Origin of the sequence: Pseudonocardia sp. CA-142604, assembly GCF_050948475.1 — a bacterium.
GTDB classification, from domain to species: Bacteria; Actinomycetota; Actinomycetes; order Mycobacteriales; family Pseudonocardiaceae; genus Pseudonocardia; species Pseudonocardia alaniniphila.
The window spans coordinates 5,346,769-5,358,901 of record NZ_CP192045.1 but is presented as its reverse complement, the minus strand read 5'-3'; the positions used below and the strand labels follow the sequence as shown (position 1 = coordinate 5,358,901).

At 72.7% G+C, this 12,133-nt stretch carries 11 protein-coding genes; 4 read left to right on the top strand and 7 right to left on the bottom strand.

Translation table 11 applies throughout. From position 1 onward, the window contains the following. Window positions 1-15 precede the first annotated feature (15 nt). From ACQPZQ_RS24270 to ACQPZQ_RS24260, 3 genes are all read right to left on the bottom strand, one after another. The gene (locus tag ACQPZQ_RS24270) at window positions 16-915 is read right to left on the bottom strand and encodes a hypothetical protein (RefSeq protein ID WP_433284293.1); all 900 of its coding nucleotides are present in this window, start codon (window positions 913-915) and stop codon (window positions 16-18) included. A 46-nt stretch (window positions 916-961) separates the two neighbouring features. Further along, the gene (locus ACQPZQ_RS24265; protein ID WP_433284291.1) at window positions 962-2,050 is read right to left on the bottom strand and encodes a fatty acid desaturase family protein; all 1,089 of its coding nucleotides are present in this window, start codon (window positions 2,048-2,050) and stop codon (window positions 962-964) included. A gap of 101 nt (window positions 2,051-2,151) precedes the next feature. Beyond that, the gene (locus ACQPZQ_RS24260) at window positions 2,152-2,901 is read right to left on the bottom strand and encodes an ANTAR domain-containing protein (protein ID WP_433284289.1); all 750 of its coding nucleotides are present in this window, start codon (window positions 2,899-2,901) and stop codon (window positions 2,152-2,154) included. Window positions 2,902-3,278: 377 nt separating this feature from the next. Between ACQPZQ_RS24260 and ACQPZQ_RS24255 the strand changes: the two genes are divergently transcribed. Beyond that, on the top strand, window positions 3,279-4,013 hold the full coding sequence (locus ACQPZQ_RS24255; RefSeq protein ID WP_433284287.1) for a GAF and ANTAR domain-containing protein: 735 nt from the start codon (window positions 3,279-3,281) through the stop codon (window positions 4,011-4,013). A gap of 186 nt (window positions 4,014-4,199) precedes the next feature. Here the strand turns inward: ACQPZQ_RS24255 and ACQPZQ_RS24250 are convergent, their stop codons facing one another. Beyond that, the gene (locus ACQPZQ_RS24250) at window positions 4,200-5,183 is read right to left on the bottom strand and encodes a zinc-binding dehydrogenase (protein WP_433284285.1); all 984 of its coding nucleotides are present in this window, start codon (window positions 5,181-5,183) and stop codon (window positions 4,200-4,202) included. A gap of 127 nt (window positions 5,184-5,310) precedes the next feature. Between ACQPZQ_RS24250 and ACQPZQ_RS24245 the strand changes: the two genes are divergently transcribed. Both ACQPZQ_RS24245 and ACQPZQ_RS24240 read left to right on the top strand, forming a co-directional pair. Beyond that, complete coding sequence (locus ACQPZQ_RS24245; RefSeq protein WP_433284284.1) at window positions 5,311-6,699, top strand: ATP-binding protein; 1,389 nt, start codon at window positions 5,311-5,313, stop codon at window positions 6,697-6,699. Next, on the top strand, window positions 6,692-8,638 hold the full coding sequence (locus tag ACQPZQ_RS24240) for a vWA domain-containing protein (RefSeq protein ID WP_433284282.1): 1,947 nt from the start codon (window positions 6,692-6,694) through the stop codon (window positions 8,636-8,638). The genes ACQPZQ_RS24245 and ACQPZQ_RS24240 overlap by 8 nt, the downstream gene beginning before the upstream one ends. 43 nt (window positions 8,639-8,681) lie before the next feature. Here the strand turns inward: ACQPZQ_RS24240 and nagA are convergent, their stop codons facing one another. Genes nagA through ACQPZQ_RS24225 form a run of 3 tightly spaced genes read right to left on the bottom strand, consistent with a single transcriptional unit; the run spans window position 8,682 to window position 11,859 of the window. Continuing rightward, a complete protein-coding gene (gene nagA / locus ACQPZQ_RS24235) occupies window positions 8,682-9,869 on the bottom strand; it encodes an N-acetylglucosamine-6-phosphate deacetylase (RefSeq protein WP_433284280.1) in 1,188 nt (395 codons plus the stop codon). After that, window positions 9,866-10,939 carry an SIS domain-containing protein gene (locus ACQPZQ_RS24230; RefSeq protein ID WP_433284278.1) on the bottom strand — a complete coding sequence of 358 codons (1,074 nt, stop codon included), beginning with the start codon at window positions 10,937-10,939 and terminating at the stop codon, window positions 9,866-9,868. Before ACQPZQ_RS24230 ends, nagA begins: the two co-directional genes overlap by 4 nt. Further along, window positions 10,936-11,859 carry an N-acetylglucosamine kinase gene (locus ACQPZQ_RS24225; RefSeq protein WP_433284276.1) on the bottom strand — a complete coding sequence of 308 codons (924 nt, stop codon included), beginning with the start codon at window positions 11,857-11,859 and terminating at the stop codon, window positions 10,936-10,938. Before ACQPZQ_RS24225 ends, ACQPZQ_RS24230 begins: the two co-directional genes overlap by 4 nt. Window positions 11,860-11,951: 92 nt before the next feature. Here ACQPZQ_RS24225 and ACQPZQ_RS24220 point away from each other — a divergent pair, with 92 nt between their 5' ends. After that, complete coding sequence (locus ACQPZQ_RS24220; RefSeq protein WP_433284274.1) at window positions 11,952-12,119, top strand: hypothetical protein; 168 nt, start codon at window positions 11,952-11,954, stop codon at window positions 12,117-12,119. Window positions 12,120-12,133 lie beyond the last annotated feature (14 nt).

Here is a 12,133-nt window from a genome sequence, read left to right as displayed (position 1 = left end):
CTCGTTCGGACCAGCTCACGCCGGCCCGTTCGCCCGCAGGACCGTCACCGCCGACACCGTGGCGTGGCCGCGCCAGTCGAGGGCGCCGGCGGGCGAGAACTGCGCGTACTCCACCCGCCAGCCGCCGTCGTCCTGCTGGGCAGCGGCGAGCCGATCCAGATCCGCGGCCACGGCCTCGGACGCGAAGAGGGCCCGCACCGGGCGTCCCGGCACGGGGGCGATGTCCAGCGGACGGATCACCTCGTTCGCGGTGCCACCCTCGACCGGGATGACGCCGCTCGCCGGCACGTGGACGCCGAGCTTCTCGACGAGAGCGGCAGCAGCGGGCTCCGTGTCGTGCACGCCGTCGAGGAACCGCAACGCGAAGGCCAGCACGAGCGCGTGCGGGGCATCGGTCATCGTCCGGATGGCATCGAGGCAGTACCGCGTCGCCGCCGCGAGCCACGGATGCGCGGCGACGGCCGGGTCGTGCCGGGCCACCTCCAGCGCGACGGCGGCGACGATCGCGGTGATCTGCAGCGACGACGTCCGCGGGTCGGCCTGCGCCCACCACGTCGCCGTCCCTGCCGGATCGCTCACCGGAAGGGCGAAGGGTAGGCCGCCGTCGGCGAGCGAGGCCGACTCCAGCCAGTCGCACAGCGCGGCGGCGCGGGGCGAGGTCGCCGGCCCGGTCTCTGCGAACACCTCGAAGGCGTGCAGTGCCGCCCCGGGCTGGCTCGTACCCGACCGCAGGTCCGGCTCCAGCCCCCAGCCGTACCCGCCGTCGGCGTTGCGGTAGGCCTCCAGTGCGGCCAGGGCGGCCTGCGGGCCGCCCTCACCGAGCATCAGCCGGAACCTGTGGCGGTCGAGCAGGCGGGCGTGGGTCGCCATGAAGTCGCGGGCGGCGGAGAGGTCGATCCTCGGATGCACGGTCATGGGAGCAGCCTCTCCCTCCGCGCGGCGCCTGTCGTGAACGTTCCGGTCACCCGCGCTCTGCGCGCAACGGCGCGCTGGCGCGGCGCAGCTGTCCCAGCGCTTCCGCCCAGGACCGCACCAAGGTCGTCTCGTGGTAGGGCACCCCGATCTCGGAGCAGAAGCTCCGGACGATCGAGCGCGCGCGGCGAACGTTCGGCGTCGGCATGCTCGGGAACAGGTGGTGTTCGATCTGGTGGTTGAGCCCGCCCATCGCCACGTGCAGCAGGCCGTCGGTGAGGGAGCCGCCCCGCACGTTCCGCGAGGTGATCACCTGCTTGCGCAGGAAGTCCAGGCGCTCCTCGGGCATCGCCATCCCCTTGTGGTTGGGCGCGAAGATCGAGCCGAGGTACACGCCGAACAGGGCCTGGTGCACCACGAAGAAGCCGATCGCGAGAGCCGGGGGGAGCACGACGAACAGGGCAGTCAGGTACCCGACGGCGTGCGCGGCGAGCAGGCAGAGCTCCAGCCTGCGCCCGCGCACCATCGCGCCGCGCTCGCCCAGCAACCCCCGCACGCTGCTCCGGCGCAGGTCGATACCGGCCAGGGTGAGCAGCGGGAAGAACAGCAGCGCCTGGTGGCGGTTCACGAACCGGGTGACGCCGCGGGCCGCCGAGGCCTGCTCACCGGTCCAGGCCAGCGCCCCTGCCTCCACGTCGGGGTCGAGTCCCTCGTGGTTGGGGTTCGCGTGGTGGCGTGTGTGCTTGTCCATCCACCAGCCGTAGGACATCCCGATGCCGAGGTTGCCGAGCAGTCTGCCGGCGATCACGGCGGGCCGTCTGGTCCGGAAGACCTGCCGGTGCGCCACGTCGTGGGCGAGCAGCGCGACCTGTCCGTACACCACGGCGGCGGCCGCGGCGACGAGCAACTGCCATGGCGAGTTCCCGAGCAGGACGAACGTGGCGATCGTCCCGGCGATCAGCGCACCGACGAGAAGGAAGCGGATCACGTAGTAGCCGGGCCTGCGATCCAGCAGACCGGCGGCGGCGATCCGGCGCGACAGCTGCGCGTAGTCGCTCACGGACCGCGGTGATCCGTCGGGCAGATCGGGGGCGTCGGGCAGAGCAGTGTCGTCAGGCAGGGCCGTGTCGGTGGTCATGCGGCGAGCCTGCGCGGGTGCGGGCCCGTTGATGAGCCGGTGCGCCCCCGGATGCCGGTGGGGTGTTCCCCCGTGCGGTCCTGGTGCGGACCGCAGGTGCGCTACCCGGTGCGGGGCGCGTCGAGCGCGCTGAGCTCGAGGTCGCCTTCGACGATCCGCCGGGCGACCTCGCTGATGCGCTGGTTGCGGTTGCGAGAGTGGCTGCGCAGGCGCTCGAAGGCCGCGCTCATGGTCAGCCCGCCGTGCTGGGCGAGCACGCCCTTGGCCTGCTCGATGATCACGCGGCTGTTCAGGGCGGTCTGGAGCTGCTCGATCAGCACCTCCCCGCGTCGGACTGCTCGTTCCTGGAGGATCGCCACCGTGGCCACGTCGGCGAGCGCCTGGGCCAGGGCCAGGTCGTCGTCGGGCAGCGCACCGGGCGCCCAGCGGAAGAGGTTCATCGCGCCGATCGCCGTGCCACGCAGCCGCAGCGGCACCGCGTACACCGCCCTGTAGAGCCGACGCGTCCGCATCGCCTCGGTGAGCGCCGGCCAGCGGTGGTCCATCTCGGCGAGGTCCGGCACGGCCACCGGGCTCGACGTGCGTACGCACTCGACGCAGGGGCCGTCGTCGGCCTGGAGCTGCAGCAGCTCCATCTGGCTCACGTCCTCGTCCGACGAGGCCACGACCTGCAGGAAGCCCTGAGAGTCGGCCAGGAGGATGCCCACGGCGTCGACGGAGAACAGCGTGCCGCAGTGGCCGACCAACTGGTTCAGGAGGTCGACGATGTCGTAGTCGTCGATGAGGGCGTCCGCGAGCCCGACGAAGGCCTTGCTCAAGAGACCCTCGCGGCCACTGATCGTTTCACTCATCGCCCGTTTCTCCTTGCCCAAGAACGCTCTCGGACCAACCCCTGTCCGGCATGTCCGGATCATCGTCAGAACGGCTGACACTACTTCCTCGCCGGACCTTTCGAAAACATTACAAGGTCCGTTGGTATACGGATCGAGGAAGGTACCCGAGATCGGGTCGAGCGCCGAATCCGAGCCAAATACTATCGATTCCGAGATCGAGCTACGCGGCGACCTCCCCGCTGCGCTCCGCTGCCTGGAGCAGACCGTTTGCGGCGTTCGTGTCCACCCGGGCCATCTGTCCGTGGGACGAGTGACGTACCGTGCTGGTCCACAAGCGAGCTCCGTCCGAAAGGGAACACGGTGGCAAGCCCATCGAGTGGCGTCTCGTGCAGCGGATGAGTGGCCCGGCCGACGGTCAGGTCGGCCCGGTGACCAGGGCGGTGCTGGCGGGCGCCGGAACCGTCCGCGACGACCGCGACCTCGCCGAGCGGGTCTGCCGGGCGTGCCTGACCGGTCAGGACGTCGACGGGGCGGCGCTCATGCTCCGGCCGGCAAGCGTCGCGCGCGAGATGCTCTGGGCCAGCGACGGCACCGCCACCCTGCTCGACGACCTCGAGTTCAGCCTCGGAGAAGGGGCCTGTACGGAGGCCGCGGCGTCCGGTCGTCCGGTGCTCGTCCCGGATGTCTGCGACACCGCCGATGCATGCCGCTGGCCGGTCTTCGCTGCCGCGGTCGTCGAGCGGACCCCGGCCAGGGCCCTCTTCGCGCTGCCCCTCCAGTGGGGTCCGGTCAACCTCGGCGTGCTCCACCTGTACCGCCGGACGCCGGGGTCGCTGCCGCCCGACCAGTGCAGGGACGCGCTGCGCGCCGCGAGCGCCGCCACGTCGATGATGCTCGGATCCCACACCGACCCCGGTGACGGCCCGTGGCTCGACCCCGCGATCGGGAACCGGGCGGAGGTCCACCAGGCCACCGGCATGGTCCTGGCGCAGCTCGGGATCAGCGCAACGGAGGCGCTCGCGAGAATGCGCGCCTATGCGTTCAGCGAGCAGCGCCTGCTCACCGATGTGGCCCACGACATCGTGTGCCGGCGGCTGCGGTTCACCCCCGATCCGTCCTCATTCGACTGAAACCGATCGGGCGGGAGAAGTACGGAACCGGCACACCTCCGGGCGGGCTCGACTGCAACGAGAAGTGATGCTGCGGAATGTGCTCACCCGATGGTTCCGCAGTGGCTGGTTCAGTTCCCCGATCCGGCCACGGACCGTGTTGCCGGCGTGACTGTCGAGACCCGTCGGCTGGTGATCACGTGATGATCACGGGGTGAGAACGACCTTGCCCGTGGTGACCCGTTCCTCCAACGCGGTGTGAGCCTGTGCCGCGTCGGCGAGTGGGAACGGTGGATTCACCACCGGAACCAGCCGGCCGGTTGCGGCCTCGGCCAGGGCGCGGGTCTCGAGCCGCCGGAGCCCGCCGGAGCGGCGCAGCATGCGCGGCCCGGTGACCCACACGATCGACAGGCTTCCCGCCACGACGTCGGCGGTGGTGAACTGCGTGGGCTCGCCGGCCGACCAGCCGAACATCACGATCCGGCCTCCGATGTCGAGCATCTCCAGCCCCGCCCGGCCCACCTCGCCGCCGACGCCGTCGAGCAGCAGCGTCGGCTTGCGCTCGCCGAGTGCGGCGAGGAGTTCGTCGCGCCAGTCCGCCGCCCGGTAGTCGACGGCGACGTCTGCCCCGAGCGCGCGGACTCGTGCCACCTTGTCCGGCCCGCCGGCCAGTCCCGCCACGGTGGCACCCGCGGCCCGCGCGGCCTGGACGAACAGCGTCCCCAAGCCGCCCGCGGCCGCGGGAACCAGCACGACGTCCTCGGCGACGATCTCGGCGGCGTCGAGGATTCCCAGCGCCGTGCGTCCGGTGCCGATCATCGCGACCGCCGCCTCGGGCGTGAGGCCGTCGGGCAGCGGGTGCAGCGCAGCGGCCGGGGCCAGTGCGAGCTCGGCGTACCCGCCACTGGCCATCCCCAGGTGGGCCACCACCTGGCGTCCCACCCAACTGGGCTCCACGCCGGGCCCCACCGCCACGACGACGCCCGACACCTCACGGCCAGGTGTCATCGGAAGCTGCGGCGGCGGGAAGGGGCCGTCCGTCATGCCTGCCCGGATGAACGTGTCGAGCAGGTGCACGCCGGCGGCGGCCACCCGGACGAGCACATGACCCTCGCCGGGTACGGGATCGGGGACCTCCTCGAACCGGAGGTTGTCCGCCGGTCCGAACTCGTACTGCCGGATCGCCTTCATGATTCTCCTCATGTCCAGTGACCTGCGGCGATGACCGTAAGATCTGAACTCGACTTGAGGTCAAGATCGGGCTTGGGGCCTCGTGCCCACGCGCGGAGGGCGTGGATCGCGGCGTAACGTTGATTACGTGTCCCATGATCTTCCCCGCACCCTCGGTGCTCTCCGGGCGTCCGGCCACGAGCTTCGTGGTGTCAAGGACGAGATCCGCCAGAACCTCCTCCTCGCGCTCCGGGACGGGCGCGACCCGTGGCCCGGCATCGTCGGCTTCGAGTCGACCGTTCTCCCGCAACTCGAGCGCGCACTGATCGCCGGGCACGACGTCGTGCTGCTGGGCGAGCGCGGCCAGGGTAAGACTCGGCTGCTGCGTTCCATCGTCAACCTGCTCGACGAGTGGACCCCCGTCATCGAGGGCTCCGAGCTCGGCGAGCACCCCTACGACCCCATCACCCCCGCGTCCCGGCGCCGCGCCGCCGAACTGGGCGACGACCTGCCCGTCGCGTGGCGTCACCGCGACGAGCGCTACACCGAGAAGCTCGCCACCCCCGACACGGCCGTCGCCGACCTCATCGGCGACGTCGACCCCGTCAAGGTCGCCGAGGGCCGCTCGCTGGGCGACCCCGAGACCATCCACTACGGCCTCGTTCCCCGCGCCCACCGCGGGATCGTGGCGATCAACGAGCTGCCCGACCTCGCCGAGCGCATCCAGGTGTCGCTGCTCAACGTGATGGAGGAGCGCGACATCCAGGTGCGCGGCTACACGCTGCGCCTGCCACTGGACGTGCTGCTGGTCGCGTCGGCCAACCCCGAGGACTACACCAACCGCGGGCGGATCATCACCCCGCTCAAGGACCGCTTCGGGGCCGAGGTCCGTACCCACTACCCGCTGGAGCTCGCCGACGAGATCGCCCTGGTCGGGCAGGAGGCCGAGCTCTCGGCCGAGGTACCTCGACACCTGATCGAGATCGTCGCCCGGTTCACGCGGTCGCTGCGCGAGTCGAGCGCGGTCGACCAGGGGTCGGGTGTGTCGGCGCGGTTCGCCGTCGCCGCCGCCGAGACGGTCGCCGCGGCCGCTCTGCGCCGGGCCGCGATCACCGGCGAGGAGCGCGCCGTGGCACGTCCCGTCGACCTGGAGTCGGTGCCCGCCGTGCTGCGGGGCAAGCTCGAGTTCGCCTCCGGCGAGGAGGGGCGCGAATCCGAGCACCTGGAGCACCTGTTGCGCCGGGCCACCGCCGACACCGCCCGGGCCCGTCTGCGCGGCATCGACCTCAACCCGCTCGCCGAGGCCGTCTCCGGCTCGCCCGTGCGCACGGGGGAGCGCGTGGCCGCCCACGAGGTGGTGGCGGCGCTGCCCACCGTCGAGGTCCTCACCGAGGTGGCCAAGCGGCTCGACGCGGGCGGCACCGAGAACCCCGGCCCGATGGCGAGCGCCGCCGAGCTGGCGCTCGAGCTGCTGTTCCTCACCCGGCGCCTGGCCAAGGACGAGTCCGACGACGGTGACACGGTGAGCTATGGCTAGACGCGAGCGCCGTTACGCCTACGGGCCCTACACCGACGGGCCCGACCCGCTCGCGCCGCCGGTCGACCTCCGGGCCGCGATGGACGAGATCGGTCGCGACATCATGGAGGGGGCCTCGCCACGTTCGGCTCTCCAGGAACTGCTCCGCCGCGGCATGGAGAACCGGCGCGGGCTCGACGAGCTCACCCGCGAGGTCTGGCAGCGGCGCAGCCGGCTGCAGCGGGAGAACCGGCTCGACGGCACGTTGCAGGAGGTCCGCGAGCTGCTCCGGCGAGCCCTCGACGCCGAGCGCGACACGCTCGGGCGCCAGGACACCGACGACGCGCGGTTCCGCGAGATGCAGCTCGACGCCCTGCCGTCCGACACGGGCGGGGCCGTGCGTGAGCTCGACTCCTACGACTGGCAGTCCAGCGACGCCCGTGAGGCCTACGAGGAGATCCGCGACCTGCTCGGACGCGAGATGCTCGACCAGCGCTTCGCGGGCATGAAGCAGGCGATGGAGAACGCCACGCCGCAGGACGTCGAGCGCATCCGGGAGATGCTCGACGACCTCAACAACCTGCTCGCGAACCACGCGGCCGGACAGGACACCAGCCAGCAGTTCCAGGAGTTCATGCAGAAGCACGGCGAGTTCTTCCCGGAGAACCCGCGCAACACCGAGGAGCTCGTCGACCTGCTCGCGCAGCGGGCAGCGGCGGCCCAGCGGATGCTGAACTCGATGACGCCCGAGCAGCGGGCCGAGCTGATGGAGCTCTCGCAGCAGGCCTTCGGCGACCCGCGGCTCGCGCAGGCGCTGGCCCAGCTCGACGCGCAGCTGCAGGGCCTGCGGCCGGGCGAGGACTGGGACGGGCAGGGCCGGTTCCGGGGCGACAACCCGCTCGGCATGGGCGAGGCGACCCGTGCGATGGAACAGCTCGGGCAGCTCGACGCGCTGGCCGAGCAGCTCTCCCAGAGCTACCCGGGCGCGCGGATGGAGGACATCGACCTCGACGCCCTCGGCGAGCACCTGGGCGACCAGGCACGGGTCGACGCCCGCGCGCTGGCCGACCTGCAGCGCGAGCTGGAGCGCCAAGGCCTGTTCGAGCGGGCGCCGGACGGGTCGCTGCAGCTGTCGCCGAAGGCGCTCCGGCGTCTCGGTGAGGCGGCGCTGCGCGACGTGGTGGACAAGATCGGCGCTCGGCGCGGGGAGCGGGAGACGCACCGGTCCGGCGCGTCGGCCGAGGCCACCGGGGCCACCCGGCCCTGGGCGTTCGGCGACACCGAGGCGTGGAACGTGCCGAGGACGCTCCTCAACGCGCAGCTGCGTCAGGCGGCCGGGGACCCACGGGTGCTCGACGTCACCGACGTGGAGATCGTCGAGACCGAGCAGCGCTCCCGCGCGGCGGTGGCACTGTGCGTCGACACGTCGTGGTCGATGGTGCAGGACGGGCGCTGGGTGCCGATGAAGCGCACGGCGCTCGCGCTGCACCAGCTGATCTCCACGCGCTTCCGTGGCGACGACCTGAAGCTGATCACCTTCGGCCGGCACGCCCGGTCGGTGGAGCTGGGGGAGCTCGTCGGGCTGGAGGGCGTGTGGGAGCAGGGCACCAACCTGCACCACGCGCTGCTGCTCGCCGGGCAGCACCTGCGCCGCAACCCCGACGCACAGCCCGTCGTCCTCGTCGTGACCGACGGCGAGCCCACGGCGCACCTCGAACCCGACGGTGAGGCGCTGTTCCACTGGCCACCGAGCCGGGAGACGCTGCGGGCCACCGTGGCCGAGGTCGACCGGCTCACCGGGCTGCAGGCGTCGTTCACGTTCTTCATGCTCGGTGACGACCCGCGGCTGGCGGCCTTCATCGACGACGTGGCCCGCCGCTGCGGCGGCCGAGTGGTCGCACCCACGCTGGACGGTCTCGGCGCCGAGGTGGTGTCGGACTACCTGCGCACCCGTCGCTGACCGGCCCCGGAGCTCACCGATCCACCGGTGAGTTCCGGGGCTCTCACCCGGCGAGTGGCAGGGAGCTGAGCCGGATTCCGGCCCGGTAGACATCCCGCACGCGCAGATCGGGGTCGAGCACGACGAGATCCGCCCGCCGGCCGGGCGCGATCGCCCCGACCTCGGTCAACCCGAGCGCCCGCGCCGGCGTCTCCGCCGTCATCGCGACGGCCCGCGAGAGCGCCTCCTCGCGGGGCAACGCCGCGTGCCGCACGATGTTGGCGAACAGGGCATCGGTGGTGGCCGTGCTGCCGGCGATGGTGCCGGTGTCGGCCACCCGCGCCACCCGATCGGTCACCGCCACCCGCAACGTCCCGAGGTGGTACTCGCCGTCGGGCATCCCCGCGGCCGCCATCGCGTCCGTCACGGCCGCCACCCGTTGCCCGTTCGTGCTCCGCAGGACGTGCTCCCACAGGGCCGGGTGGACGTGCAGTCCGTCCGTCACCAGCTCGACGGTCACCCTGGCGTCCTCGAGGAGGGCGACCGCGGGCCCGGGCTCGCGGTGGTGCACCGGCGCCATCGCGTTGAACAGGTGCGTTCCCACGCGCGCACCCGCGGCGACCGCTGAGCGTGTGAGCGCGTAGCTGGCGTCGGTGTGGCCCAGCGCGGCGATGACGCCGGCGTCGGAGATCCGCCGCACGGCGTTCAGCCCGCCCGCCCGTTCGGGCGCCAGCGTCACCATCCGCACGGCGCCGTCACCGGCGCGCAGGAGCCGGTTCAGCTCCTTCGGGTCGGGATCGCGTAGCTGCCCCGGATCGTGGGCGCCGCAGCGGGCGGCGGCCAGCCATGGTCCTTCCAGGTGCACGCCGGCGAGCTCGCCGTCCGTGACGAGATCGGCGAGTGCGTCCACCGCGCGGAGCAGTTGCGGGGGCGATGCCGCGACGAGGCTCGCCATCATCGTGGTGCTCCCGTGCGCCCGGTGGAACCGCACCGCCTGCAAGGCCTGCTCGGGGTCGCCGTCGGGGAACGCCGCCCCTGCTCCGCCGTGGACGTGCATGTCGACGAAACCCGGGACCAGCACGGCGTCGCCGAGGTCCACGTCGGCGCGGCGGGGTGGGGCGCCCATGCCTGCGGAGGCGATCCTGCTGCCGGCGAGCTCGACCCATCCCGGCCCGACCGCCGTGGGGGTGACGACCGTGTCGGCGGCCAGGAGCGTCGTTGCGGTACCCGTTCTCGCGGGACCTGCGCTCACAGCGTCTCCGTGATCTTGCTCAGGCCGCGGGGAGCATCCGGGTCGCCGCCGCGGGCGACGGCCATGTGCAGGGCGAGCAGCTGGAACGGGATGATCTCCAGCAACGGGGACAGCGCCTCGGGCACACCGGCCGGCAACGCGAAGCCTGCCGCGGCCTGCGCCACGGCTGCCGGGTGCCCCACACAGCACACGTCGGCCCGGCGCTCGGCCAGGCGGGGCAGCACCTGCTCCATCGCGGTGCCACCGACGCCCTCGGCCATCACGGCGAGCACCGGCACCTGGGGGTCGACGAGCGCGAGCGGCCCGTGCAGCAGGTCGGCGCCCGAGAACGCCTGTGCGGACACGTAGGCCGTCTCCATCAGTTTCAACGCGGCCTCCCTCGCAGTGGCGTAGGAGTAACCACGGGCGGTGGTGATCATCCGCTGGGCGAACCGGTAGCGCTGGGCGATCGCGGCGATCTCGCTGTCCCGGGCCAGCACGCCGTCGGCCAGGTCGGGCAGCGCAGCGGCGAGCTCACCGCCCTGTCCGCCCTCGCCGGCCTGCCGCACCCGGTCCAGCAGCAGGTACAGCGCGAGCAGCTGGGCCGTGTAGGACTTCGTGGCGGCCACCGACCGTTCCGCGCCGGCCAGCACGTCGACGTGGACGTGGGCGACACGGGCGAGGGCGGAGTCGGCGTCGTTGGTGACCGCGACCGTCAGCGCGCCCTGGGCACGGGCGACCTCCAGCGACCGGACGAGATCCGGCGAGCCGCCGGACTGGCTGACCCCGATCATCAGCACGTCGCGCAGGTCGGGCCGGGCGCCGTAGGCCGTCATCGTCGAGGGGGAGACGAGCCCCGCAGGAAGCCCGAGGCCGATCTCGACGAGGTACTTGGCATAGAGCGCGGCGTGGTCGCTGGTGCCGCGGGCCACGAACAGCACGGTGCGTGGCGCGCGACGGCGGATCTCCGCGGCCGCGGCGTCCAGCCCGGCACCTGGCCCCTCTGCCAGCAGCCTGCGCCAGACAGCGGGCTGTTCGGCGATCTCCGCCGCCATGAGGCGGCCAGGGCGCTGCGCTGCCACGGCCGTCATGCCCGCGGCTCCCCGGCACCCGCGACGAGCCGCGGCTGCTCGGAACTCGCCGTGTCGAGCGTGGCCGCGAGCCGTACGGCACCGGCCACCGGCGCCTCGGTGAGCACCCGGACCTCGACGTGCGGCAGCCGGTTGCGGACCGCCTCCTGCAGTAGCGGCTGGTGCACGAGGACGCCACCACCGAGCACGACCGGCCCGGGGTTCCCCAGCCGGTCGAGTACCCGCCCGGCCAGCGCGGCGAGCGCGTCGGCGGCCTCCTCGAGGATCACGGCGGCAGCGGAGTCACCGGCACCGGACAGCTCGACGACGGCGCCTGCCTGACCTGCCCAGTACCGCCGGTCCTGCGTGGCGTAGACGTGGTCGATGAGCTGCTCACGCGCCGCGAGGCCGCAGCGCTCCAGCAGCGCGGTGGTGAGCGCGTCGACCGGCGCCCCGGCGTCCATCCGGTCGAGGGCATGCCGTACGGCGTCGAGCGCGATGCGGTAGCCACTGCCCTCGTCGCCGAGGAGGTGGCCCCAGCCCCCGGCGCGGGCCTCGGAGCCGTCGGCACGCGATCCCCAGGCCACCGAGCCGGTGCCGGAGATCAGGGCGACCCCCGCGTCGAGCCCTGCCGCGGCGAGGACGAGCCGTGCGTCGTGCACGACCAGCACGCTCGCACCCGGCACGCGCTCCGTGAGAAGGCGTTCCAGGGCTCCGATCGAGTCGGCTCCGTCGGCGCCTGCTGCCCCCGCGCACACGGCGTCGACGCCCGCAGGATCGAGGTGGGCGATCAGCGCGTCGAGTTGGCGCCCCGCCTCGGCGACGCCGACAGCCGCGATGTTCGCGCTCCCGGCGACCGCCTCGCCCACCGGCACTCCGTCCACGGAGCGGACGCCGTGGGTCTTGGAGCCACCGATGTCGATGCCGATGACGGTCCGCAACTGCACTCCTACCCGGCTAGATGTTTGGTCTAGACGACTTGCCTCAGACTGGCAGACGCCGCCCGTGCTGGGCAAGCGTGCATGCTGTGTGCGTGCCCACCTGTCACCACTGCCACACCATCTGCGAGAACGGCACCGCAGCCACCCTGACCTGGGTGCACGAGCGGGAGCCCGACGGGCAAGTGCGCTGGCTCTGCCCGGACTGCGCGAGACGGCACCTGCGCGACATCGAGGCGAGGCTGCCTGCCGGTTGGCAGTGAAGCGGGCGACGACG

Excerpts from the sequence above, each read along its gene's own strand:
- ACQPZQ_RS24270 (WP_433284293.1), bottom strand. The coding sequence starts at position 915 with ATGACCGTGCATCCGAGGATCGACCTCTCCGCCGCCCGCGACTTCATG.
- ACQPZQ_RS24265 (WP_433284291.1), bottom strand. The coding sequence starts at position 2,050 with ATGACCACCGACACGGCCCTGCCTGACGACACTGCTCTGCCCGACGCC.
- ACQPZQ_RS24260 (WP_433284289.1), bottom strand. The coding sequence starts at position 2,901 with ATGAGTGAAACGATCAGTGGCCGCGAGGGTCTCTTGAGCAAGGCCTTC.
- ACQPZQ_RS24255 (WP_433284287.1), top strand. The coding sequence starts at position 3,279 with ATGAGTGGCCCGGCCGACGGTCAGGTCGGCCCGGTGACCAGGGCGGTG.
- ACQPZQ_RS24250 (WP_433284285.1), bottom strand. The coding sequence starts at position 5,183 with ATGAAGGCGATCCGGCAGTACGAGTTCGGACCGGCGGACAACCTCCGG.
- ACQPZQ_RS24240 (WP_433284282.1), top strand. The coding sequence starts at position 6,692 with ATGGCTAGACGCGAGCGCCGTTACGCCTACGGGCCCTACACCGACGGG.
- ACQPZQ_RS24230 (WP_433284278.1), bottom strand. The coding sequence starts at position 10,939 with ATGACGGCCGTGGCAGCGCAGCGCCCTGGCCGCCTCATGGCGGCGGAG.